The 23807-nt window shown below is 67.7% G+C and carries 25 protein-coding genes; 9 read left to right on the top strand and 16 right to left on the bottom strand.

What is annotated here, in order from left to right:
* Positions 1-218 precede the first annotated feature (218 nt).
* From ACSFBC_RS17270 to ACSFBC_RS17285, 4 genes are read left to right on the top strand one after another with little or no spacing between them, the layout of a single operon-like run.
* Positions 219-761: a hypothetical protein gene (locus ACSFBC_RS17270; RefSeq protein ID WP_435511564.1), complete on the top strand. Its 543-nt coding sequence runs from the start codon at positions 219-221 to the stop codon at positions 759-761.
* The gene (locus tag ACSFBC_RS17275) at positions 748-1242 is read left to right on the top strand and encodes a hypothetical protein (RefSeq protein ID WP_435511565.1); all 495 of its coding nucleotides are present in this window, start codon (positions 748-750) and stop codon (positions 1240-1242) included. Before ACSFBC_RS17270 ends, ACSFBC_RS17275 begins: the two co-directional genes overlap by 14 nt.
* 7 nt (positions 1243-1249) lie before the next feature.
* Positions 1250-1897 carry a hypothetical protein gene (locus ACSFBC_RS17280; RefSeq protein WP_435511566.1) on the top strand — a complete coding sequence of 216 codons (648 nt, stop codon included), beginning with the start codon at positions 1250-1252 and terminating at the stop codon, positions 1895-1897.
* Entirely contained in the window at positions 1894-2430 is a 537-nt protein-coding gene (locus ACSFBC_RS17285) for a hypothetical protein (protein ID WP_435511567.1), read from the top strand. The genes ACSFBC_RS17280 and ACSFBC_RS17285 overlap by 4 nt, the downstream gene beginning before the upstream one ends.
* A 63-nt stretch (positions 2431-2493) precedes the next feature.
* Here the strand turns inward: ACSFBC_RS17285 and ACSFBC_RS17290 are convergent, their stop codons facing one another.
* Entirely contained in the window at positions 2494-2709 is a 216-nt protein-coding gene (locus ACSFBC_RS17290; RefSeq protein WP_435511568.1) for a hypothetical protein, read from the bottom strand.
* A 38-nt stretch (positions 2710-2747) separates the two neighbouring features.
* Positions 2748-3035: a hypothetical protein gene (locus tag ACSFBC_RS17295; RefSeq protein WP_435511569.1), complete on the bottom strand. Its 288-nt coding sequence runs from the start codon at positions 3033-3035 to the stop codon at positions 2748-2750.
* 662 nt (positions 3036-3697) lie between these two features.
* On the opposite strand from ACSFBC_RS17295, the gene ACSFBC_RS17300 reads away from it, so the two are divergent.
* Entirely contained in the window at positions 3698-3934 is a 237-nt protein-coding gene (locus ACSFBC_RS17300) for a hypothetical protein (RefSeq protein WP_435511570.1), read from the top strand.
* Positions 3935-4026: 92 nt separating this feature from the next.
* On the opposite strand, the gene ACSFBC_RS17305 is transcribed toward ACSFBC_RS17300, so the two are convergent.
* From ACSFBC_RS17305 to ACSFBC_RS17315, 3 genes are all read right to left on the bottom strand, one after another.
* On the bottom strand, positions 4027-4359 hold the full coding sequence (locus ACSFBC_RS17305; RefSeq protein ID WP_435511571.1) for a hypothetical protein: 333 nt from the start codon (positions 4357-4359) through the stop codon (positions 4027-4029).
* Between the two features lie 201 nt (positions 4360-4560).
* Entirely contained in the window at positions 4561-6330 is a 1770-nt protein-coding gene (locus ACSFBC_RS17310) for a CocE/NonD family hydrolase (protein ID WP_435511572.1), read from the bottom strand.
* Between the two features lie 103 nt (positions 6331-6433).
* Positions 6434-8164: a CocE/NonD family hydrolase gene (locus ACSFBC_RS17315; RefSeq protein ID WP_435511573.1), complete on the bottom strand. Its 1731-nt coding sequence runs from the start codon at positions 8162-8164 to the stop codon at positions 6434-6436.
* 252 nt (positions 8165-8416) lie between these two features.
* Here ACSFBC_RS17315 and ACSFBC_RS17320 point away from each other — a divergent pair, with 252 nt between their 5' ends.
* Together ACSFBC_RS17320 and shkS are read left to right on the top strand one after the other, a co-directional pair.
* Positions 8417-9466: an AraC family transcriptional regulator gene (locus ACSFBC_RS17320; RefSeq protein WP_435511574.1), complete on the top strand. Its 1050-nt coding sequence runs from the start codon at positions 8417-8419 to the stop codon at positions 9464-9466.
* Between the two features lie 208 nt (positions 9467-9674).
* Positions 9675-11111, top strand: coding sequence for a surface-behavior sensor histidine kinase ShkS (gene shkS, locus ACSFBC_RS17325; protein ID WP_435511575.1), 1437 nt, complete (start codon positions 9675-9677; stop codon positions 11109-11111).
* A gap of 144 nt (positions 11112-11255) precedes the next feature.
* Here the strand turns inward: shkS and ACSFBC_RS17330 are convergent, their stop codons facing one another.
* The 7 genes from ACSFBC_RS17330 to ACSFBC_RS17360 form a co-directional block, all read right to left on the bottom strand.
* The gene (locus ACSFBC_RS17330; protein ID WP_435511576.1) at positions 11256-11858 is read right to left on the bottom strand and encodes a response regulator transcription factor; all 603 of its coding nucleotides are present in this window, start codon (positions 11856-11858) and stop codon (positions 11256-11258) included.
* A gap of 60 nt (positions 11859-11918) precedes the next feature.
* The gene (locus ACSFBC_RS17335; RefSeq protein WP_435511577.1) at positions 11919-13244 is read right to left on the bottom strand and encodes a tryptophan--tRNA ligase; all 1326 of its coding nucleotides are present in this window, start codon (positions 13242-13244) and stop codon (positions 11919-11921) included.
* A 19-nt stretch (positions 13245-13263) separates the two neighbouring features.
* Entirely contained in the window at positions 13264-13935 is a 672-nt protein-coding gene (locus tag ACSFBC_RS17340; RefSeq protein ID WP_435511578.1) for a site-2 protease family protein, read from the bottom strand.
* A 65-nt stretch (positions 13936-14000) separates the two neighbouring features.
* On the bottom strand, positions 14001-14636 hold the full coding sequence (locus tag ACSFBC_RS17345; protein WP_435511579.1) for an L-threonylcarbamoyladenylate synthase: 636 nt from the start codon (positions 14634-14636) through the stop codon (positions 14001-14003).
* Positions 14637-14639: 3 nt separating this feature from the next.
* Complete coding sequence (locus ACSFBC_RS17350) at positions 14640-15587, bottom strand: DMT family transporter (RefSeq protein WP_435511580.1); 948 nt, start codon at positions 15585-15587, stop codon at positions 14640-14642.
* Entirely contained in the window at positions 15584-16438 is an 855-nt protein-coding gene (locus tag ACSFBC_RS17355) for a 3',5'-nucleoside bisphosphate phosphatase (RefSeq protein ID WP_435511581.1), read from the bottom strand. Before ACSFBC_RS17355 ends, ACSFBC_RS17350 begins: the two co-directional genes overlap by 4 nt.
* A gap of 65 nt (positions 16439-16503) precedes the next feature.
* Positions 16504-17538, bottom strand: coding sequence for a transporter (locus ACSFBC_RS17360; RefSeq protein ID WP_435511582.1), 1035 nt, complete (start codon positions 17536-17538; stop codon positions 16504-16506).
* A gap of 141 nt (positions 17539-17679) precedes the next feature.
* Between ACSFBC_RS17360 and ppk2 the strand changes: the two genes are divergently transcribed.
* Positions 17680-18597 carry a polyphosphate kinase 2 gene (ppk2, locus tag ACSFBC_RS17365; protein ID WP_435511583.1) on the top strand — a complete coding sequence of 306 codons (918 nt, stop codon included), beginning with the start codon at positions 17680-17682 and terminating at the stop codon, positions 18595-18597.
* A 105-nt stretch (positions 18598-18702) separates the two neighbouring features.
* Positions 18703-19746: an extracellular catalytic domain type 1 short-chain-length polyhydroxyalkanoate depolymerase gene (locus tag ACSFBC_RS17370; RefSeq protein ID WP_435511584.1), complete on the top strand. Its 1044-nt coding sequence runs from the start codon at positions 18703-18705 to the stop codon at positions 19744-19746.
* 30 nt (positions 19747-19776) lie between these two features.
* On the opposite strand, the gene ACSFBC_RS17375 is transcribed toward ACSFBC_RS17370, so the two are convergent.
* The 4 genes from ACSFBC_RS17375 to ACSFBC_RS17390 form a co-directional block, all read right to left on the bottom strand.
* The gene (locus tag ACSFBC_RS17375; protein WP_435511585.1) at positions 19777-21084 is read right to left on the bottom strand and encodes an amidase; all 1308 of its coding nucleotides are present in this window, start codon (positions 21082-21084) and stop codon (positions 19777-19779) included.
* 28 nt (positions 21085-21112) lie between these two features.
* On the bottom strand, positions 21113-21799 hold the full coding sequence (locus tag ACSFBC_RS17380) for a DUF2848 domain-containing protein (protein WP_435511586.1): 687 nt from the start codon (positions 21797-21799) through the stop codon (positions 21113-21115).
* Positions 21800-21881: 82 nt separating this feature from the next.
* Positions 21882-23165 carry a TRAP transporter large permease gene (locus ACSFBC_RS17385; protein ID WP_435511587.1) on the bottom strand — a complete coding sequence of 428 codons (1284 nt, stop codon included), beginning with the start codon at positions 23163-23165 and terminating at the stop codon, positions 21882-21884.
* Positions 23162-23800 carry a TRAP transporter small permease subunit gene (locus ACSFBC_RS17390; RefSeq protein WP_435511588.1) on the bottom strand — a complete coding sequence of 213 codons (639 nt, stop codon included), beginning with the start codon at positions 23798-23800 and terminating at the stop codon, positions 23162-23164. Before ACSFBC_RS17390 ends, ACSFBC_RS17385 begins: the two co-directional genes overlap by 4 nt.
* Positions 23801-23807 lie beyond the last annotated feature (7 nt).

Here is a 23807-nt window from a genome sequence, read left to right on the forward strand (position 1 = left end):
GCGTCTTTCGAATAGTCCGGTTTCTTCCCTGGAAACCGGACGGTTGGATTGGGACACTGGGTTTCCAACAAGGCTGCAACACGTGACCACGACCCTATCTGAACCCGCCTTGGCGGGTTTTTTCATGCCTGAAAGGTTCCCATGACCGCCTTCTCCATCACCTCGCTCGGCTGCGCGCTCGCGCAGCGGGCCGACCGCCGCGCGGGATGAAAACGACCATGACCGTCCATCCATCTGACCTTCTGCGCTACCTCGGCACCTCGCAAGTGATCCGGCTTGGCAGCGACCGTGCCGAGGTGCGCAGCCTGTCGTTCATCGTCATGTCGTTCCTGCTGTACCAGCTGGTCGAGCCTGGCGTCTACATCGTCTTCGTGCGCGACAGCATCACGCACAAGGTCGCGGGCCTGACCTACGCGCCGCTGCTGGCCGCGGGCTACTTCATCAGCGCCGCGCTCGTGCTGCCGCACCTTCTGGCCCTGGCGTTCGCGCCTGGGCTTCTGGCATGCCGGGCGCCGCGCAAGCTTGCGGCCGTCGGCGCCTTCATGGGCGCGATTCTCTGGGGCACGCTGGCACTGCTCTCGGCGCCGCTCGACTTCGACTGGGTCACGCCGGTCTACATCGCGCGGGCCATGTTCGACCTCTGGATCGCGGTGCTGATGGGCATTTCGCTCAACGCACAGCAAGCCCGGCTGAAGGCAGAGGATCTCGCGCGGGACGGCACCGCGGCCGAAGCGCAAGGAGGTGCCGATGTCGGCCGGTAGTGTTCGCCGCATGGCCCTGGTGTGGGTGGTCTGCTATTCGTGGATGGTGTACGCCTATGCGGCCATCCCGACGCTGTCGGCCGAGGTGTCTGGCTACGACTACAGCAGCCTGATGTGGGCTGCGCTGTTCGGCTTCATGGGCGGCGTGGGCGGCACGATCGTCTCGCTCATGTCGGACAAGGTGATCGTGCTCTACGTCTGGCGCCAGATGCTGCGCGACCTGGTCGTCGCGCTGATCGGCGGGGCCTTCATCTACGTGGTCTTCCTGTGGCTGCAGACGGTGTCCCCATCGATCTTCAACAAGGAGCTGCGCATGCTGGCCATCGTGCTGGCCGGTGCCAGCAAGGGCCGATGGAAGGACGCGGCAACGCGCCTCGTCGCCGAGGGCCTGGCCAACGCCAGCGCCAAGCTTTTTGGCAGCCAGCCGAAGCCCCCCGAGGTGCCGCCGCCGTCTGTGGCCGCGCCGCTTTCCGACAAGTGAGGTGCCTATGACCCGCACGAAAGAAGACTGGGCCCGGATCCTGACCATGTGCGGGATCAAGTCGGCACAGGTCGCGATGTGGTCGGGCGTGTTCGCGCACACGCCGAGGATGGACCGCTTCAGCCAGGGCGACGCCGACCTGGCGCAGTTCCTGGCCAACGTCCTGGTCGAAAGCCAGGGCCTGCAGAAGCTGAAGGAGAGCGGCAACTACAGCGCCGCGCGCATTCGCGAGCTCGGCAACGCATCGCCGCCCGGCAGCCGGTGGCGCTCCCTGGTGCCGCGCGCCGAGGAGCTGGCGTTCAACGAGCAGAGGTTCTTCGAGGCCTGCTACGGCGGCCGCGGCGGCAACCGGCCGGAGGGCGCTGGCGACGGAGCACGCTACCCGGGCCGCGGGCTGATCATGCTGACCTTCTACGACGGGTATCTCTGGCAGGGCAAGCGCAGCGGCCAGGATCTGACCGTTCTGCCCGAGCTCGCCGAGCAGCCGCACTTCGCGCTCGAGTTCGCCTTCGACTGGTGGGAGGGCAAGGTGCCCGACGCCTACCTGGCCGACACGGTCAAGGTGCGCCGCGTGGTCAACGGCGGCACGTTCGGCCTGCGCGACGTCGAGGAGATGCTCGTGAAGGCGCGCCGCGCCCTGCAGGTGGCCGCGTGATCGCCGCCGTCCGTCTGCTGCTGGCGGACTGGAAGCTGCTGCTGGTCGCCTTGCTGCTGGCCGTGCTGGGCCTGCAGACGGTGCGCCTGGCCAACCGCGGCGAGGACCTGGCCGCCGAGCGACTCGCGCGCGTCACCGAGACCAACGACCGCAACCGCGCCGCGCTGCGCGAGTCCGAGCGCGTCGCCACCCTGCAACTCACCCACGCTGCCCAGCAGCAGGAGACCGTCCATGCCTTCGAACAAACCGTGCGCGCGCTGGAGACTGGGCGCGCTGCCGATGCTGCTCGCGCTGACCGCGTGCGCCGCCAGTTCGCCGCCACCGCCGCCCGTGATCGCGAAGCGGCCCGTAGCGACCCCGCTGCCTGCGAACGTGTCGCAGATCGATCCGAAGTCATCGCAGCCGCTGCTGCGGAGGGTGGAGAGCTACTTGCTGAAACTCGACGCGCTCTCGAGCAGCGAGACGCCGAGGTGACCCTGCTGCTGGGCATCGTGCGCAACGACCGCGCGTTGCTCCAGCCCGCCGCCCAGTAACGCGGCCGTGTCCTGAACGCGCGACCTTTTACTCAGCCCCCCGGAGTGAGAGGCTCACCAGGCTCAGTTCGACGTTTCTTTCGCCCGTTCCTCGAATGTGCGCCGCAGGTCGAGTAACGCGCTTTCCGTCGTGTCCATCATGTTTGCCACCTCGTCCGGGCTAAGTTCGGGATATCCTGGGGTTGCACGAAGAAAGTGGTCAAGCTTCTCGCACGCCGCCTTCCAAGCGAGAGCCGCGATCATCTGGTCTGGTGTCAGGCGAGGGTTGTTTCGTGGCATTTAGAAATCTTAGCTGTCTGGACCGACCTGCAGCAGATTCAGGCCAGGCGAACCTCGAAGAATGCTTCGTGGGAATAGCCCAGGCCTTGGAAGCCGGCTTGCACACCCAGATGACGTGCGACCATGTACGCCGCAGCCGCCTCAGCGTCCGCCTTCCCTAGCTGGTCAGCATCAGCGGCATGGGTGAACGCGCGGTAGCAATGCGGCACATTCATGGCTCCTCCGAGCTTCGCCTCGAACGCACGTCTATAACGTGCTTCAGCATCTTGACGCTCTTCGTCTGAAAGGTCGTCGGGGTAGTCAACAAGGGTGACGGTGTAGGTCATGGCGGCAGTCTAAGCGGCGGCCGCTTAAGACTAAAGCGCCAAGCAGGGGAACCGTTGAAAGAGAGCCGGCAGGCGCATCCTGCCTTCCAGCGCCGGCCGATTCAGCGCCCGTTGTTTCAGGTCTTGCGCTTGCAACCAATCTGCAGCTGTCGGTTGACGCGTACCTTCTTCGGCAGACAGTGTCTGGATCAGGGCAATGAGCTCGAGCCGTTTGAACATGCGCCGAACGTGATGCGGTACTGAACGCGAACGTGTAGGGGAATGCCGCAAGCTCGGCCGCTCGGCATGCGGTTCGTGTTCGGGCGCAGCTGTGATACGAGGCGAATTCTTGCGGTCCGCAATCTCTCAAATCTCCGGACACTCCCTCGACTCGATCCAGTGTGTACCCGGACCGTGAATGGCGTTACCGGCCTTGACCATCGACTCGAGCAGCAAAACGCTGAAGTTCGTCTGCTCTTGCCATTCAAGCAGATTGAGGATTTCCTCACGGATGTGCAAGATCTCGGGCTTCCAATGTAGGCGTATTTCTGTCATCTGTACGCATTTTCCTACGCCCGCATACATTGTTCAATGTCTTAAGACCATTCGACATGACTGTCAAGGAGCTGGCCTCGAGCGGTTGATCGCTTGCGCGCGCCGCGGCGTGCGAGCAGAGTACGGCCATGAACCAGACGGACGTGATGGTACGAATCGTTGAGTTGGCCAAGGTCGGTGGCGCTATGCCGCTACAGGAGGCCGTAGCGGCCCTCGCAGCGGTCATCGATCACCTGGATATGTATAGCGACACCTACGAGGCCGATGTAGCGGCATTGATGGGGGTCGGAGCCGCCATCTGCGTGCTCAATGGGCCAGGCGCTGGTCACGATCCAGAATGGGTGCCGCCCGTACTGAGGCCGTGAGACGGTCGAGCAGAAGCGCGGGCAGATTGCGCAAGTTGAGGTAGTGAGGATGCCCGCGGATTCAAATCGTGCGTCGTCGGTCTGTAGGCATGTTAGTAGGCATCGCTCGGGAATATCGCTTGCAGGCCGCGCCAATGCTTGAGATTCGCCTCCCTCCCTCTCCTCCAGTGATCGATCCGTGCGGACCGACCACTGCACAGAAGCCCCGCATGACGGGGCTTTTTTGCGTCTGCATGCACCGCAGGCTTCAGCATCGACCAGGTCGTGGCGGCCTCGGACGGGTACCACAGCCGATGGCGTCGCGCATGGCCGAGAAGCGGCCCTCGTCGATCGAGTCGTACCTGCTGATCCAGACCGTCGAATGCCGTAGCCGTCTTGTCGCAGGCGGCCATTGCGATGGGCGAGACGATGCTGGGTGACTGCATGGGGTCGGTGTACCGGGCGGCCTCGGGCGGCCCCGAGCGGCGTTGGAAGTCGGTACAGGTCGGCCTTGGTCTGGGCAAGGGTGGTGGCAGAGGCCATCGCGAAGGCGAGGTCGAGCGGCGGTGACGCAGCGACAGCGTCATCGGATTTTTTGGCAGGGGAGAGGGCGCCGAGGCCCGGCGTGGGGCGCCGGGCCGGTGCGCTCAGGGGTTCGGGTTCCCCGATGGCCGGACGAAGGGGATGCCAGGCACCGGGAGTTGCAGCGTCGACTGACTTTCCGGGCCGAACTCGAAGCGCACGCCGAAGCGCTCGCCTGGATGGACGGGCGGCGCGTACAGGCTGTCCATGGTGTCCAGGACGACACCGATGTGGTGGCCTGCAGGCACGTCGTAGGCGGTCCCTGAGAATTCGAGCGGCAGGTCGACGGCCTTGCCTGGCGTCGCCCAATGCAGGGTGGCCGTGCCGTGGGAGATCAGCACACCGGTGCCGACCGCATCGACGTCGTACAGATAGGCCACCACCTGGGCGCGTGCTTGCGATGGCGTGACGCGCAGGCGCAGTTTGGGAATCCCCCGGATTTTCTGGACACGCTGCAGCGGGGGACCTTCGAAGCGGATGCCGGTGGCCAGCGCGACCGAGGGCAGCGCATTGACCACTGGAAGATTCAGGCTCTCGCCCAGTGTGGACACGACGGGGACCGGCCCGCTGGTGGCGGTTGTATCGGAGAAGTTCTGGATCAGGTCGGAGCCACGGGCGTTGTTGGGTGACGAGGAGATCGAGCCCTTGTCTCCCTTGCCGCACAGGCACGAAGGGTCGAAGCGCGGCATTCCACGCGGGCCCAGGTAATAGGTTTCGTCCCCGAGGTTGCGTGCGGGCCAGTTGTCGAAGGACTCGCGCCGGTCGCTGAACTTGATCTGCATCGTCACCTTGGGCTCGGTGTCGATGCCGTTGGCAACGCCCTTGAGCCAGCGGTCGAACCAGCGGTGCGCCTGGTCGTAGGGGTAGTTGTCGATGCCCGTCAGCGCGCCTGGCAATTCCGCGGAGGCATGAATGCCGGGGTTGAAGATGATCTTCTTCGGCACCGTGAGCCTGGCGAACATCTCCAGCGTCGAGTTGGGCGTGAACAGGTCGTCCTGGAAATTCTTGCTGATGAACACCGGCGCGCCACGGGCATTGATGGCGTCCACATAGCTCGACGGCGAGCGCAGCTTGCTCCATTCCCTGAGTTCGGCGATGCGCGCCGCCGGGGTGTCTGGGCTCATGATGGACTGCATGTTCGGGTTCACCTCGTCACCGAGCCGGCCGCCCGTGTTGCCGAGGAGGGCGAGGAGCGAGCCCCAGGTCACGTTGGGCGAGCCCCCCGAGTAGAGCTCGTCGATCAGCGAGCCCCAGGTCGACAGCGCCGCCACGGTCTTGATGCGTCGGTCGTGCGCCAATGCGATCAGCGAGATGCCGCCGCCGTGGGAGATACCGCTGGCGCCGATGTTGTTCACGTCCACGGGCGCGTTGGCGAGCAGCCAGTCGATCACCGACGACACGTCGCGCACGTCTTCGGACGCGGCCACATGGACCTGGCCCTCCGACAGACCGAAGCCGCGCGTGGTGTAGCTCGCCACCACGTAGCCGTCCTTGGCGAGGCGCTGTTGCTGGCCGAGGTACTCGATCCGGCCCCGATTGGCCCAGCTGGCGACCATCAGCACGGTCGGAAATTTCTGCGTGGCGTTGGTGCGCCGCGGCAGGAAAAGATTGGCCGCGAGCTTGGTGCCGTCGAAGCTGGCGACAGTCACGGCCGGCAGCCAGCAGGTGCCGTCGATGGGCGAGACGATGCCCGGCGACGTCACGGGGTCGGTGTAGCGCGCGGCCTCGGCTGGCGTGGGAAGTCGACACAGTTCGGACGCGGTCTGGGCGAAGGTGGTGGCAGAGGCCAGCGCGAAGGCAAGGCCGAGCAGTGGCCAGCGGAGGGACAGAGGCATGGAAGCACTCCTTGAAAGAGGGGCGGTTTCAAGGCCCGGCGTCGAGGCGCCGGGCAAGCGGACGCCCGGGGCAGGGCGCCCCGGGGTGCGAGACGAAGGTCTGTCAGCGCGTCGGCAACACCAGAGTGGACTGCCGTTCCGGGCTGAACTCGAAGCGCAGGCCGAAGCGCTCGCCCGGGTTCACCGGCGACCCGTACAGGCTGTCGGCGGTGTCGAACACGACGCCGATGTGGTGGCCTGCAGGCACGTCGTAGGCGGTGGCTGCGAACTCGAGGGGCACGTCGAGGGTCTGGCCCGGCGTGGCCCAGTGCAGCGTGGTGGCGCCATGGGTGATCAGCACGCCGGTGCCGATGGCGTCGACGTCGTAGAGGTAGGCCGAGATCTGCGAACGTGCCTGGGTCGGCGTGACACGCAGGTTCAGCTTGGCGATGCCGCGGATCTTCTGCACGCTGCGCAGGGCTGGCGCTTCGAAGCGGATGCCCGACGCCAGCGCGACCGAAGGCAGCGAGTTGATCACCGGCACATTCAAGCCCTCGCCGAAGGTCGAGAGGATGGGGATCGGGCCGCTGGTGGCGGTGGTGTCGGAGAAGTTCTGGATCAGGTCGGCGCCCTTGGTGCTGTTGGGCGACGAAGAGATCGTCCCCTTGTCGCCTTTGCCGCACAGGCAGGCGGGGTCGAAGCGCGGCAGGCCGCGCGGGCCGAGGTAGTAGGTCTTGTCGCTGAGTTCGGGGGCGGGCCAGTTGGCGAAGGATTCGCGCCGCTCGCTGAACTTGATCTGCATCGTCACCTTGGGCTCGGTGTCGATGCCGTTGGGGATGCCCTTGAGCCAGCGGTCGAACCAGCGGTGGGCCTGGTCATAGGGATAGCTGGAGGTGCCGAGGAACGCGCTGAGCAGTTCGGCGCCTGCATGAACGCCGGGGTTGAAGACGATCTTCTTCGGCACCGTGAGCCTGGCGAACATCTCCAGCGTCGAGTTGGGCGTGAACAGATCGTCCTGGAAGTTCTTGCTGAAGAACACCGGCGCGCCGCGCGCATTGATGGCATCCACATAGCTCGACGGCGAGCGCACCTTGCTCCATTCCCTGAGTTCGGCGATCTTCGCGGCCGAGGTGTTCGGATTCATCGTGGCCTGCGTGATCTCGTTCAACTCGGGCGAGGGGCGGCCCACGAGGTTGCCGCTGAGGCTGAGGATGGTGCCCCAGGTCAGGTTGGCCGTGCCCCGGGTGTACATCTCGTCGATCAGCGAACCCCAGCCCGACAGTGCCGCCACGGTCTTGATCCGCTTGTCCTGGGCCAGCGCCATCAAGGACAGGCCGGCGCCGTAGGAGATGCCGCTGCTGGCGATGTTGTCGACGTCCACGGGCGCGTTGACCAGCAGCCAGTCGATCACCGACGACACATCGCGCACGTCTTCGGGCGCGGCGACGCCGACCTTGCCCTCGGAAAGCCAGAAACCGCGCGCGGTGTAGCTGGCCGCCACGTAGCCGTCCCTGGCGAGTTTCTGCTGCTGGCCGATGTACTCGAGCCGGCCCGGCTCGGCCCAACTGCCGATCATCAGCACGGTCGGAAACTTCTGTGTGGCGTTGGTGCGCCGCGGAAGAAAGAGATTGGCCGCGAGCTGGGTGCCGTCGAAGCTGGTGATGGTCACGGCCGGCAGCCAGCAGGTGCCGTCGATGGGCGAGACGATGCCCGGGGACTTCATGGGGTCGGTGAACCGGGCCGCCTCCGGTGGTGTGGGAAGCCGACACAGTTCGGCTGCGGTCTGGGCCTGCGTGGCCGACGTGGCCAGCGCCAGGCCGAAGCCGAGTGCGATCCACAGTGAAGAAATGCGCATGAATTGTCTCCCTGACATTGTGATGGGGGTTTTGCGCGATGCGCCTCGAACGTTCTGGCGTCTACGCTTTCCGACAGTTGCCGTTCCTTCTCCACGCGACGCAACGCAAGCGCCGGCATGGCGAAGGGAACGCTGGCATCGTAGGAGCGCCTGCGATGGGGTGTCTTCGCTCGGCGGGCCAAACGCTTCGCTTCGCCGTGTGGGGTAAACCATGGGGCGCGAGGACGAAAGAGAAGCAAGGGGAGCAAAAAAATGAGCGAAAGATCGACATCCGCGATCTGGGTGCGAGGCATCGTCGAAGCACTGTCGGCGACCGGCCTGGACATGAAGAGACTGTGTGCCGAGGCCGCGATCGACGACACGGCGCTGGCGGATGCGAGCGCGGTGTATCCGACCGAAAAGATCACCTTGCTGTGGCAGCTTGCGGTCGCGCGATCGGGCGACGCGGCCATTGCGTTGCGCGCGGCGGACGGCGTGCGCCCCGCGATCTTCGGCGTGGTGGGCTACGCGATGATGTCCAGCGCGAACCTGTCGGCGGCGCTGGAACGGCTGATCCGCTACCTGCAGATCATCAGCCACGCGGCCGACGTGCGCTCGGAAATGCAGAGCGACGGCACCGCCTTCATGCTCGAGTTGCACGGTGGCGAGGCGCCGGTGCCGCGCCAGCGTTTCGAGTTCGACCTGCTCACGCTGCTGGCCTTCGGTCGCTGGGTGCTCGGGCGCGAGTTGCGGCCGCTGGCCGTGACATTGACGCACGACGCGCCGCCCGACCCGCAACCCTATCTGCGGGCTTTTCGGTGCATGCCGCAGTTCGGCGCGCGCAGCAATGGCGCGGTGCTGGCGCGCGCGGATCTGGAGGCGCCGCTGCCCACCTTCCATCCGCAACTGGCCGAACTGCACGACCGCTTTGCCGGCGACCGCATCGAGGCGCTGGAGAAGCTCCAGGCCACCTACACGCAACGCGTGCGCCAACTGGTGGCCGATCGCCTGCCCGAGGGCGAGCCGGGGCGCACGGCCATTGCGCGCGCGCTGGGCGTGGCCGAACGCACGCTGCAGCGTCGCCTGCAGGACGAAGGCACGAGTTTCCATGCGCTGATCGACGAAACCCGTCGCGAAGGGGCCGAACGCCATCTGGCGCAGCCGCATCTGTCGCTGGCCGAGGTGGCCTATCTGCTGGGCTTCGCGAGCCAGGGGAATCTCACGCGGGCCTGTCGTCGCTGGTTCGACATGACGCCGAGGCAGTACCGCGCGCGGGCCACGGCCGCCGATTCGGCGTTGCAGGTCTCGGGCCGGCAGGCCTGAGCATGCGGGACTGACGCCCCGCGAAGACCGCTTGACGCTGGTTTTTCGGGCTGCCGGTCGAGCCTGAGGGGCGTCTTCGCGTCACGCGGCCCTCACCCGAAGATCATCCGGCCTTCGAACACCCGCGCTGCCCCTAGAATCTCGCCACGCCAGGCCCTCCGAAAGGGGCATTTCTCCAGGCCAGTCAGACAGACAGAGGTAGTGAGCCATGAAGGGTAATTCGTCGTTCGTGGGTCTCGGCAACTCGTCTTTTGCGAGTCTGACGCCGGCCCCCGCGACAGTGGACGAAGCCGAACCATGGGTCCGCGGCGAGCTCATTCGCAGCCTGATGCGCGCGGCCCGCGGTTCCTACCTGCTGGCGGCCGCGCTCATGCCGGCCATGATCGGCCTGAGCTGGGGCCACGTGCCGCAATGGCAACTGTTCGTCTGGCTCGCGATCGGCATCGCCGCCACCGGCTGCCGCGTGTGGGGCGAGAGGCGCTACATGCGCGACTACGCCGACAAGGACTCCGTCTCGCAGCAGGAGTTCGTCGACCGCTACCGCTGGCTGTGGGGCACCAGTGCCTTCGCCTGGGGCCTGTCGATCCTGATCTTCTTCGAGCGCACGCCGATCGTGAACCAGTTCATGAGCTGGCTCATCGTGGCCGGCGTGGCCACCTTCCCGCTCAATGGGCTGGCGCTCTATCCACCGCTGCTGCGCCGCTATGTCAACGTGCTCTTCATCACGATGATGAGCGCGGTGGCCTTCCGGGTGGTCGAAATGCATTTCCAGCGGCCGCACTTCCACTACGGTTTCCTGCTGCTGCCGGTGCTGCACTGGTGGCTGTTGCTGCGGGCCGGGCGGCGCATCCACGAGACCGCGCGCAACAGCTTCGAGCTGCTGTTCCACAACCACATCCTGATCAACTCGCTGACCCAACAGCGCCAGGCCGCAGTCTCGGCCGTGGCGATGAAGAACCGCTTCCTGGCCAGCGCCGCGCACGACATGCGCCAGCCGGTGCTCGCGCTCTCGCTGTACGCCGACTGGCTGCGCAACGAGCCGGAGCTGGTACAGGAGATCGCGCCGAAGATCGTGCGCGCCACCCATGCGGTGAACGCGCTCTTCGATTCGCTGTTCGACCTGGCGCGCATCGATTCGGGTCAGGTCCGGCTGCACATCGAGCGCGTCGACGTGGGGCAGCTGCTGCACGACCTGGAATTGCAATACCGCCCGGTGGCCGAAGCCAAGGGCCTGCGTTTCCGGGTGCATGTGTGCCGCGGCACCGTGCTGACCGACCCGATCCGGGTGCGCCGCATGATCGGCAACCTGCTGGCCAACGCCATCAAGTACACGAGCGAAGGCGGCATCCTGCTGGCGTCGCGCCAGACGCCCGACGGCTTGCGCGTCGAGGTCTGGGACACCGGCATCGGCATCGCGCGCGAGCATCTGCGCGACGTCTTCCTGGAGTTCTACAAGGTGGCCGACCACGCCGGCACCTCCGACGGCTTCGGCCTCGGCCTGGCCATCGTGGCCCGCCTGTCCCATGCGCTGGGCCACCCCGTGAGCGTCCGCTCCCGCCTCGGCCGCGGCAGCGTGTTCCGCGTGGCGCTCAACGACGCCGACGAATCCCAGGCGCAAACGAGAATCTCCGGCGCCGTAGGTTAAGACCCGAAAGAAAAATGCCCTCGACAGAGGGCATTTTCACTTCCAGGGACACCGCGGAACCGGCTTCGCCGGGCCGCCGGTGTCGCCCCCGGAGGGGGAGGGCGGAAGCGACACGAAGTGCGCGCCCCGCCTTCGGGGGAGAACCTAGGAAGTCGAGAGCAGCCCATGGTTGCGCGCATGGTGCAACGCCTGGGTCCGGCTCTTCACGCCCAGGCGGCGGAACAGGCGCCACAGGTGCACCTTGACCGTGTGCTCGCTGATCTCCAGTTCGGTCGCGATGTCGCGGTTGCTCATGCCCTTGTCCAGCATCGCGATCAGCTGGGTCTGGCGCTTGGACAGCTTGCTGTTGGCGGAAGCCGCGAGCGACTCTTCGGCTTCGGCGTCGGCCATCAGCAGGCCGCGCAGCACCGCGGTCAGTTCGGCGGAACTGGCCGACTTCTCGATGTAGGTGTCGGCACCGGCTTCGATGCAGGCCTCTTCCATGTCGGCGGCAGGCGAGGCCGAGTACACGGCGATCGGCACGTCGGGATAGATCTGCTTGACCGCGATCACGCCCGAGCAGCCGGTGGTGTCGGGCAGCTTCAGGTCCAGGCAGAACAGATCGGGCATGCCGTGCTGCTTGACCGCGTTGGTCAGCTTGTCGAGCCGCTCGAGCTCGACGATGTTCTCGGCCGGACGAAGGCGGCGCAGCACCATCACGATGGCGTCGCGCATCAGGGGGTGATCGTCGATGACGTAAATGCTCATGGTTTGCTTTCTTTGTGCACGCGCGGCCGATGGTGGTGGTCTCTCGCGTGGTTTGTTCGTTTAACCACCGCTGGCCAGTCGGGCCAGCACCTCCAATGCGTCCGTTGCCGCACGCAAGCCCTCATTGTCAACCGGTTCCAGCTGTTCGGCGAGTGCGGCCAGCGCCGCGCCGCGCTCGGCCTGCAAGGTGCCGATGGCCCGGCCGGCTTCCTGCGGGGAGGCGAAGGCGCGGCTTTGCAGCAGCAGCGTGCCGTCCGCGTCGAGCAGCTTGAAGTAGAAACGGCCGTCGCTTTCGCGGTACTGCTTGAAGCTGGGCCTGGCGGTCTTGGCGGCCTTCGGGGCAGCGGTCGCGGCCGGCGTCTCGAGCTTGCGCAGGCCCACCGCGTGGCGCAGCCGGCCGATGAAGGGGCGCGACAGCGCGCGGGCCTTTTCGGCGCCGGCCAGCAGGATGCGCTCGATCTGCGCCGGGTCGTTGATCAGTTCCTCGTAGCGCGCGCGCAGCGGCGCGATCTCGCGGTCGATGCGCTCGAACAGGATCTGCTTGGCGTCGCTCCAGGCGATGCCGTCGGCGAAGGCCTGGCGCAGCGCGGCGGTTTCCTCGGCGTCGGCGAAGGCCTGGTAGATCTGGAACAGCGCCGAGCCCTCGGTGTCCTTGGGCTCGCCCGGCGCGCGCGAGTCGGTCACGATGCCGCCGATGAGCTTCTGCAACTGGGCGCGCGGCGTGAACAGCGGGATCGTGTTGTCGTAGCTCTTGCTCATCTTGCGGCCGTCGAGGCCCGGCAGCGTGGCCACCGCCTCGTCGATGTCGGCCTCGGGCAGCGTGAAGTGGTCGCCGTACAGGTGGTTGAAGCGTTGCGCCATGTCGCGCGCCATCTCGATGTGCTGGACCTGGTCGCGCCCCACGGGCACCTTGTGGGCGTTGAACAGCAGGATGTCCGCGCCCATCAGCACCGGGTACATGAAAAGGCCGGCGCTCACGTCGGCGTCCGGGTCCTCGCCCTTGGCGGTGTTCTTGTCGACCGAGGCCTTGTAGGCATGGGCGCGGTTGAGCAGGCCCTTGCCGGTGACGCAGGTCAGGAACCAGCTGAGCTCGGGAATCTCGGGGATGTCCGACTGGCGGTAGAAGGTCACGCGCTCGGGGTCGAGCCCGCAGGCCAGCCAGGTGGCGGCGATCTCCAGCGTCGAGCGCTGGATGCGCGCCGGGTCGTCGACCTTGATCAGCGCGTGGTAGTCGGCCAGGAAATAGAAGCTCTGCACGTCGGCCCGGCGGCTGAAGCGCACCGAATGGCGCACCGAGCCCACGTAGTTGCCCAGGTGCGGCGTGCCGCTGGTCGTGATACCGGTGAGGACGCGGAGGGTGGCGGAAGAAGGGGAGGAGGTGGTCATGACGGGAAACGAAGCGGGCTTAGCGCAACAGCGCGGTGAGCGGCGAGATCAGCAGGCCGATGGCCTGCGAGCCGAAGGCCATGAGCGGCTGCAGCCACCAGGTGCTGACGATGCCGGCCAGCACCAGCGCCATCACGATGAAGAAGCCGAAGGGTTCGATGCGGATCAGCAGGTTCTGGGCGGCGCCGCGCGGCAGCAGGCCGGCCAGCACGCGGCCGCCGTCGAGCGGCGGCAGCGGGAACAGGTTGAAGGCCCACATCACCAGATTGACCAGCACGCCGCCCTGCGCCATCTTGAGGAAGAAGGTCTCGTCCACGCCGGCGGCCAGCAGCCCGACCAGCAGCAGCGCCCAGCCGATCGCCATCACGAAGTTGGAAGCCGGCCCCGCCAGCGCCACCCAGATCATGTCGCGCTTGGGGTTGTGCAGCCGGCCGAACTGGACCGGCACCGGCTTCGCGTAGCCGAACAGGAAGGCGCCCGAGGTGGCGAAGTACAGCATCAGCGGCATCAGGATCGTGCCGACCGGGTCGATGTGCTTGAGCGGGTTGAGCGTCACGCGGCCGAGCGCGTAGGCCGTGTCGTCGCCGAAGTGGCGGGCTGCATAGCCGTGGGCCGCTTCATGCACGGTGATGGCGAAGACCACCGGCAAGGCGTAGATCAGGACGGTTTGAACGAGGTTGGAGATATCCACCGGACGATTGTCTCAGACGCTCTCGACGCGCTTGCGGGCCCGGCCGTATCCCGGCGGCCCCTGTGTCACAGGCCCAGCACCGCCACCGGACCGCGGCCCTGGCGCACCACCACCGGATCGTCGCCAGTGCCCATCGGCGTCAGGTCGACCACCGTGGTCGGCTCGGAGGCGCAGGCGCCGGCGTCGATCACCGCGCCGATCTGCTTCTCGAAGCGCGCGCGGATCTGCTGGGCGTCGTTCAGGGGCTCGGTCTCGCCCGGCGGGATCAGCGTGGTCGCGAGCAGCGGTGCGCCGTGCAGCGCGAGCAGTTCGCCCAACACCTTGTGGTCGGGCACGCGCAGGCCGATGGTCTTGCGCTGCGGATGGCTCACGCGGCGCGGCACTTCCTTGGTCGCCTCGAGCAAGAAGGTGTAGGGCCCGGGCGTCGCGGCCTTGAGCAGCCGGTACTGCTTGTTGTCGACCTTGGCGTAGTTGGACAACTCGCTCAGGTCGCGGCACAAGAGCGTGAGGTGGTGCTTGTCGTCGACCTGGCGGATGCGGCGCAGCCGGTCGACCGCGTCCTTGTCGTCGAGATGGCAGGCCAGCGCGTAGCTGGAGTCGGTCGGCACGGCGATCACCTCGCCGCGCTCGAGCAGCGCCACGGCTTGCTTCAACAGACGTTGCTGCGGATTTTCGGGATGGACTTCGAAGAATTGCGCCATGGGTCAGCCTTCCACTGGTTCGATCGGGACACGGCGCTCGCGCACCGTCAGCCAGGCGCCGGCCGCGCCGCAGATGGCGATCATGCCCATGCCGACCAGCGACACCGCGTCGGGGACCTGGGAGAACATGAGCCAGCCACCGAGCATCGCGAAGGCGATCTGGGCATAGAGATAGGGGGTGAGCGTCGAGGCCGGTGCGCGCTGGTAGGCCAGGATCAGCATGAAGTGCCCGACCGTGCCGGCCAGCCCCATCAGGCTCAGCAGCGCCCACCAGTGCCACGAGGGCAGGGCCTGCCAGACGAAGGGCAGCGCGACCGATGCCAGCAGCGTGCCGACCCAGCCGGTGTAGAAATGCATGGTCAGCGGGTTCTCGGTCTGCGCCAGCTTGCTGGTCAGCACCTGGAAGCAGGCATTGCTCGCCACCAGCCCGAGCGGCAGCAGCACCGCCCAATTGAACGCGCCGCCACCCGGCCGCAGGATCACCAGCGTGCCCAGGAAGCCGCCGGCCACCAGCGTCCAGCGCAGCACCGATACCTGCTCCTTGAGCACGGTGGCGGCCAGCAGCGTGACCGCCAGCGGCGCGATCAGCACGATCGAGGTGAACTCGGCCAGCGGCATGTAGCGCAGGCTGAAGAAGGCGAAGATGCTGGTCGTGAGCAGCAGCGCGCCGCGCAGCGCGTGGTACTTCGGGTGGGCGGTGCGCAGCAGCGAGGTGCCGTGGCGCGGCAGCAGCACCAGCGTGGTCACTGCCGCCTGGAAGGCGTAGCGGAACCACACGCCCATCAGGATCGGCACCGCGGTGATCGAGATCTTGGTGGCGGTGTCGAGTGTGGCGAAGCAGGCCACGGCGACCAGCACCAGGCCGATGCCCGCGAGGATGCGCTCCGAGGCCAGGTCGCGGGTGGGGCGCGGGGGGGCGTGCGCCGCTGCGTCTTCCTGCGCGGCGCTCACTGAATGCGGTCTTCGAGCAGTTCCCAGACCGGGGTCAGCGTGCCTGGCAGCCAGGGCAGCTTGCCCAGGTCCATGTGGCTCTCGTCGGGGCTGTGGAAGTCGCTGCCGCGCGAGGCGGCAAAGCCGTATTCGACGGCCTTCTCGGCGTACTCGACGTATTCGGCCGGCGCGTGGCTGCCGGTCACGACCTCGATCGCGCGGCCGCCGTGGGCCTGGAATTCGGTGAAGAGCGCGTGCTCCTCGTTGGCCGTGAAGTTGTAGCGCCCCGGATGGGCGACCACCGCGATGCCGCGGGCCTCGGTGATCCAGCGCACCGCGTCCTTGAGCGCGGCCCAGCGGTGCGGCACGTAGCCGGGCTTGCCTTCGGTCAGGTACTTGCGGAACACCTCGGGCGTGTCCTTGCAGACGCCGCTCTCGACCAGGAAGCGCGCGAAGTGCGTGCGGGAGATCAGTTCGGGGTTGCCCACGAAGCGCAGCGCGCCCTCGTAGGCGCCGACGATGCCGACCTTGGCCAGGCCCTCGGACATCTCCTGGGCCCGTGCGCCGCGGCCGCCGCGCGTGGCCTGCAGGCCGGCGCGCAGGCCGGCGTCGTCGGGGTCGAAACCCAGGCCGACGATGTGCACGGTCTCGCCGGCGAAGGTCACCGAGATCTCGGCGCCGGTCAGGTATTTCATGCCGTGGGCCCGGGCCGCGGCGATGGCGCGGTGCTGGCCGCCGATCTCGTCGTGGTCGGTCAGGGCCCAGAGCTCGACGCCGTTGGCGGCCGCCCGCTCGGCCAGCGCTTCGGGCGTGAGCGTGCCGTCGGACACCACGGAATGGCAATGCAGGTCGGCGTTGAGGATGGAAGGCACGCCACGATTTTAGGCCCTCGCTTCAAAGGCCGCCGGGCACGCCCGCGACAACCCTGCATGGCGCTCTACCCGTCCTTGCGACGCCGCGCCACCCAGGCCGCCACGACCGTGAAGCCGAGCACGATCGTCACCACGATCCAGAAGCCGTGTGGATGGTCGGCCAGCGGGATGCCGCCGACGTTCATGCCGAACAGGCCGGCCAGGATGTTGATCGGCAGCGCCAGCACGGTCACCACCGTCAGCACGAACAGGCTGCGGCCGTTGTCCTCGTTGACGCTCGCCGCGATCTCCTCCTGCAGCAGCTTGATGCGTTCCTGCAGGCCCTGCATGTCGCGCAGCACCACCGAGAACTCCTCGGTCGCGCCGCGCAGCTCCTGCACGTCGTCCTCGGCCATCCAGGCCGGCGGGTGCTGGAGCAGCCGGAACAGCGAGGCCGGCTCGGGCGCCAGCAGCCGCTGCAGCCGGACCAGCAACCGGCGCAGCACGCCCAGGCGCGCGCGCTTGTGGTCGAGCCGGCCGCTGAGCAGCTCGTCCTCGACGCCGTCGATGCGCGTGGTCACGCCGCGCACGATGCCGACCAGCCCTTCGGCCTGGGTGCGCAGCAGCTGCTCCAGCAGCGCCACGCTGGAACGCGGCGATTGGCCGTTGCGCACCGCGGTGCGCAGCGCGTCCACCGTGCGCAAGGGCTGGGTGCGGGCCGTGACCACCAACTGCGGCCCGACGCTGGCCCAGAGCGTGGCGATGTCCGAGGGCTCGAAGCCGAAATCGAAGTGCACGTCGTTCACCACCGCGATCAGCGCGTCCTCGTCGCGCTCGATGCGGGTCGAATGGGTGCCGTCCTTGAGCGTTTCGTAGAACGTGTCGCTCAGGCCGGCGTGGCGCAGCATCCAGCGCTCGGCCTGGGTGTTGTTGAGATTGAAGTGCAGCCAGAGGAAGGCGGCCGGCGCCTTGTCGCCGGCCAGCCACTGCGCGGCCTCGGCCGCATCGACCGCGCGGGCCGCGCCGCCGCTGTCGAAGAGGTAGGCGCAGATCAGGCCGGCGTCGTCGGAAGCAGAAGGCAGGGCGGGCAGGGCGGCCGGGCCGGTGCCGGGCGTGGTCATGGTCAAGGGCGCATGTCGGACAAGGAGGAGAGGCCGATGCTTGCGCGGCGATGTGACAGAGACATGTCAGTGTCGGGAAAGTGTCATGTCGCCGTCACAACGGCTCGTCAGCATCCCTTCACCTCCTTCAGAGCCCACCCCATGTCCTTGCCCAATGCACACCCCGACCACGACGACCTGATGCGGCGCATCGCCCGCGACCTGGTCGACAGCTACGACGAAGAGCTGGAGCTCGAGATCGAGGACCGCAACGTCGACGAGGACGGCGCGCCCGTCGGCATCGACAAGGCGGCCCGCGCGGCCTATTTCCGCGAGCTGTTCCGCCTCCAGGGCGAGCTGGTCAAGCTGCAGGACTGGGTGCAGCACAGCAAGCAGAAGGTGGTGATCCTGTTCGAGGGGCGCGACGCGGCCGGCAAGGGCGGCGTGATCAAGCGCATCACCCAGCGGTTGAACCCGCGCGTGGCCCGGGTCGCGGCCTTGCCCGCGCCCAACGACCGCGAGCGCACCCAGTGGTATTTCCAGCGCTATGTGGCCCATCTGCCCGCGGCCGGCGAGATGGTGCTGTTCGACCGCAGCTGGTACAACCGCGCCGGCGTCGAGCATGTGATGGGCTTCTGCTCCGACGACGAATACGAGGAGTTCTTCCGCACCGTTCCCGACTTCGAGCGCATGCTGGTGCGCTCGGGCATCACGCTGATCAAGTACTGGTTCTCGATCACCGACGACGAGCAGCACCTGCGCTTCCTGGGCCGCATCCACGACCCGCTCAAGCAATGGAAACTGAGCCCGATGGACCTCGAAAGCCGCCGCCGCTGGGAGGAGTACACCAAGGCCAAGGAAACGATGCTGGAGCGCACCCACATCGCCGAAGCGCCCTGGTGGGTGGTGCAGGCGGTCGACAAGAAGAAGGCGCGCCTGAACTGCATCGCGCACCTGCTCGACCAGTTGCCCTACCGCGAGGTGCTGCATGCGTCGATCGATCTGCCGGCCCGCGTGCGCAACCCCGACTACCTGCGCCAGCCGGTGCCGGCGGCGATGTACGTGCCCGAGCGTTACTGACGCGCAACAGGGTAGGGCCTGTTCACACTATTTCCGCGATCCCCTGAAATAGTGTGAACAGGCCCTAGACGACCCGGCGCACGCGGAAGCTGCTACCGTGCGCCCATGGCCCGACGTTCCACCACTTCCGCGCTGACGCGTGCCTACACACGCAACCTGAAAGCGCTCACGAAGGCCACGCTGGGCACGGGCAAGAAGATGGCGGCCCGGATGCAGCACGCCGCCGTGCAGCAGAACAAGGCGCCACCCGGCGCCGGCGACTGGCTCGCGGGCATGGCGGTCGGCCCGGCCGGCGCGCGGCGCTACCACCTCTATCGGCCGCCCGGCCTGCAACTCGCGCCCGGCGAGAAGATCCCGCTGCTGGTGATGCTGCACGGCTGCGGCCAGACCGGCCGCGACTTCGCCGCCAGCACCCGCATGAACCGGCTCGCCACGCGCGAGCGCTTCCTGGTGCTCTACCCCGAACAGGACCGCATGGCCAACCCCCAGGGCTGCTGGAACTGGTACGACACACGCTCGGGCAAGGCCCGGGCCGAGGCTGCGACCCTGATGGCCGCGGTCGACCAGGTCTGCCTGTTCCATCCGGTGGACCGCGAGCGCATCGCCATCGCAGGCCTGTCGGCCGGTGCCAGCATGGCGGTGCTGGTCGCGACCCATTTTCCGGGGCGCTTCAAGGCCGTCGCCATGCATTCGGGCGTGGCGCCGGGCGCGGCCCAGTCCTCGGCCACGGCGCTGGGCGCGATGCGCGGGCGCCGCACGCCGGTGGTGTCGGTCACCGCCGTCGGCAAGGCGATCGGCGCCGCCGCGGTGGGTGCCAGCCTGCCGCCACTGCTGGTGCTGCACGGCGATGCCGACACGGTGGTGAGCGCGGGCAATGCAGGCGCCACCGCCGCGGTCTGGGCCACCGCGACCGGTGCGACCGTCGGGGTCGAGCGCATGCAGCAGCGCGGCAAGCGCCGGCCGATGCGCATCACCGACTACGCGCGCGCAGGCCGCACGCTGGTGCGGCTGTGCGAGATCGGCGGCCTGGGCCACGCCTGGAGCGGCGGCCTGGCGAGCCAGGCCTTCAGCGACGCGAGCGGCCCCGATGCGTCCCGGCTGGTCTGGGCCTTCGTTTCAGAGCAGTTCCAGGGCCCGCGCGCCGTCTGACGCGGACAGCGGACCTGCCTTGCGCCTGCCTCAGCGACTCGCGGCCAACATGCGCTCGATGGCCGCGCCCACGGCGAGCAATTCGCGGTCGCGTCCACGGCGGCCGACGACCATCAGGCCCACCGGCAGCCCGCCAGCGACCGGCAGCGGAAGAGACAGCGCGGGGAGGTCGTAGAAGTTGAAGACGGAGGGGTTGCGCAGCAACAGGCCATTGATCTTCATGAAGGCTTCTTCGGTCAGCACGTCGGCAATGCGCGGCGCGAGCACCGGCACCGTCGGCAGCACCAGCACGTCGAGGTCGGCCAGGCGCGCGTCGAGCTGCGGCAGCAGCGCGGTTCGGGCCTGCTGCAGTCCCACGTAGCTGGCCGCGTCGATCGTCTGGCCCTTGCGGATGCGAGAAAGGACGATCGGGTCGTAGGCCTCGGCCTGCGTCGCCACGGTGGCCTGGTGAATCCAGGCGGCCTCGGCGGCGACCAGGGTGCCGCGCTCCTGCAAGCGGAAGGGTTCGCCGAGCAGGTCGTCGAGCGCCTCGTCGCGAACTGCCGCGCCCGACCGGGACAGCGCGCCCAGTGCCTTCTCGAAAGCCGCCAGCACCTCGTCCTGCGCCTGCGTGAAGAGCAGCCCGCGCGGCACGCCCACGCGCAGCCCGCGCGTCGTGCGGGCCTCGAGCGGCATCGCGTCCTGGCCGGCCAGCACGGCATCGGCCGCGGCGGCATCGGCCACGCTGTGGCAGAGCGGTCCGATGGTGTCGAGCGTGTACGACAGGGGGTAGGCACCCTCGCGACTCACGCGCGACTGCGTCGGCTTGAAGCCGACCAGGCCGTTCAGCGCGGACGGAATGCGGACCGAGCCGCCGGTGTCCGAGCCGATGGCGAATTCGACCAGGCCGCGCCCGGCCGATACGCCCGCGCCCGACGACGAGCCGCCGGGGATGCGCGCCACGTCGTGCGCATTGCCGGGCGTGCCGTAGTGCGGGTTGACGCCCACGCCCGAGAACGCGAACTCCGTCATGTTCGTCTTGCCGACGATGACTGCGCCGGCGGCGCGCAGCCGGCGCACCACCAGGGCATCCTGTACGGCCGGCGCAGCGTCGCGTCGCACGACGGAGCCGGCGGTGGTGGCTTCTCCCGCCACGTCGAACAGGTCCTTGATAGACACCAGCCGGCCGTCCAGCGGGCCGAGTGTGCGTCCGGCGAGGTGGCGAGCGTCTGCGGCCCGTGCCGCCTCGCGCGCCTCGTCGGCATAGAGGCGCGTGAAGATGCGCGAGCCTTCGTCGCCCAGGCGGGCGATCTCGGCCAGTGCGGCCTCCAGTTTCAGGGTCGATGTGGCGTCGGTCATGGGCGGGTCTGGGGGAGTGGAGAGGGTGTCAGGCGATTTCCGGGAGGATCTCGACGACGTAGCGATGATGCAGCGAGCGACCGAGCTTCGGGTCGTGCAGTTCCATCTCGAACACCTGCGACGGGCGGATGCCGCCTTGCACGGCCACGGTGCCGCAGGTCATGCCGGTGCCTGCAGGCAGCGTCGACGCGCCGGCGGTGTAGCCGGCGATCAGGTCGGGCGGCGTGCGCAGCGTGGCCAGCGGACCTTCCTGGTAGGACACGCGCTGGCCGTTCTCTTCGATGGTCGAGCGGATGATGAGTTCGTCCCAATGGTCGGCGACGTCGGCATAGCGCCAGGCGCTGTGGGCCACCGGCTTGATGCAGAGCTGCTTCGACAGCGCGACGCTGTGCGACTCGAGCTTGCGGTCGGTGTGGTCCGACGCGATGCTGACCATCAGCTCGCCGTCGACATCGAACACGAAGGCCTCGACCTCGCCCGACGAATGGGGGCCCACTGCCTGCACGCGCTCGGCCTGCGTCAGCTGGTTGTCGGCGATGCGGTAGTAGAGCGGTACGGCGCTGGGGCGCGGCACGCCGATGGCGGCCAGCTCTTCGATGTGGTGCTCGATGGCGGCATGGTCGCGGCCGGCCCAGCCTGCCACCACCACGTTGGAAATGTCGACGGTGGCGGTGCGTGCGCCGTCCTGCGCTTCGATGCGGAATTCAAGTTTCATGGGAGTCTTTGGGGGAGGGGAAAGGCGCCGGGCACCGCGGATGCGGCGCTTGCCCGGCGCATGGAAAAGTGCGATGCGGTGATCAGCCGAAGAGCTGCGGCAGCCACAGGGCCAGGCCCGGGAATGCCGCCAGCAGCGCCAGCATCACGAACATCGCGAACACGAAGGGCAGGGAGCCGACGATGACCGCGGTCATGGAGCCGGACTTGCGCAGGCTCTGCACCACGAAGAGGTTCAGTCCCACCGGCGGGGTGATCAGCGCGGCCTCGACCAGCACGATGATGACGATGCCCAGCCAGATCGGGTCGTAGCCCAGCGCGATCATGATGGGCGCGACGATCGGGATCGTCGTGATCATCATCGACAGCGTCTCCATGAAGCAGCCGAGCACCAGGTAGAAGACCACCACCACCAGCAGCATCCAGCCCGGCGACAGGCCGAGGCCCTGGATCGAGCTGGTCAGCGCGGTGGTCAGGCCGGTGGCCGACATCACGAAGTTCAGGAAGCTGGCCGCGATGACGATCAACATGATCATCGCGGTCGAGCGCATGGTGCCTTCGATCGACTCGCGCAGCATGGACCACGTCAGCTTGCCGTAGCAGGCGGCCAGGATGAAGGCCCCCAGCACGCCCAGCGCCGCGGCTTCGGTCGGCGTCGCCAGGCCGGCGTAGATCGAACCCACCACCAGCAGGAAGATGCCCATCGGCGGCGCCAGGTGCACCAGGCTCGCGAGGCGCTGTCCCCAGCTGGCGTGGATCTTCTTGCCGCCCCACGAGGGCTTGACCACGCAGGCCACGATGATCATCAGCATGAACAGCGCAGCCATCGCGAAGCCGGGAATGATGCCGGCCAGGTACAGCTTGGGCACCGAGGAGTTGGTCAGCACGCCGTAGATCACGAGGTTGATCGACGGCGGGATCAGGATGCCCAGCGTGCCGCCGGCGGCCAGGCTGCCGAGGAACAGCGGCTCGTTGTAGCCATAGCGCTTGATCTGAGGAATGGCCACGGTGCCGACCGTCGCCGCCGTGGCGACGCTGGAGCCCGAGGTGGCCGAGAACAGCGTGGACGCGCCGATGTTGGCGTGCATCAGGCCGCCCGGCAGCCACGAGAGCCACAGGCTCATCGCGCCGTACATGCGCTCTGCGAAGCCGGCCCGCAGCAGCACCTCGCCGAGCATGATGAACAGCGGGATCGCCACCATCAGGAACTCGTTGTTGGCGCTCCACGACAGCTCGCCCAACGCGCGCGACAGCGGCAGCATGGAGTACAGCGGATCGAGGATGAGGCCGAGGACGCCGAGTGCGGCGCCGACGGGGATGCTGATGCCGATGAGCACCAGCAGCAGGACGAGAGCGGTCGCGATCATGCCGATGCCTCCCGGACCAGACGCTCGCCGGTGGCGGCTTCCTCGTCGGCTTCTTCCTGCGCGGAACGCACGCCGCACAGCGCCTTGACGCGTTCGATGTCGCCCGTGACGAGTGCCAGCGAGGCGCGCAGCAGCATCACGGCCAGCACGATGCACATCCAGCCGAGCCCGAGCAGCCACAGACCTTGCGGGATCCACAGCGGCGTGGCGAGCGTGGTGTTGGCCGTCGATTTTTGGGCCCACGAGGTGCCGACCACGTCGTAGGCATACCAGGTCAGGAAGGCCATGAACACGCCCAGCGCCACCAGCGACAGCCAGTCGAGCACCGCCGACAGGCGCGTGGGCAGCAGGGCGTAGAGCACGTCGACGCGCACGTTGGCGCGCTGCAGCGTGGCGAAGGCCAGGGCCCACGACGTGCTGATGGCGAAGGCATAGCTCGACAGTTCGTCGGCCCCGCCCGTGGTGAAGCCCAGGAACTTGCGCGCCAGCACGTCGAAGGAAATGAGCAGCACGCTGCCGATGGTCAGCGCGCCGCCGAACCAGACGGCGCCGAGCGACAGCGCCTCGGCGCTGCGCAGGATGCGCCCCAGGCCCGCGAAGCGGTCCGCCTGCGATGAAGAATCTACGCCTTGCATGATCGGC

It is taken from the genome of Variovorax frigidus, from assembly GCF_051216515.1.
GTDB lineage: Bacteria > Pseudomonadota > Gammaproteobacteria > Burkholderiales > Burkholderiaceae_C > Variovorax.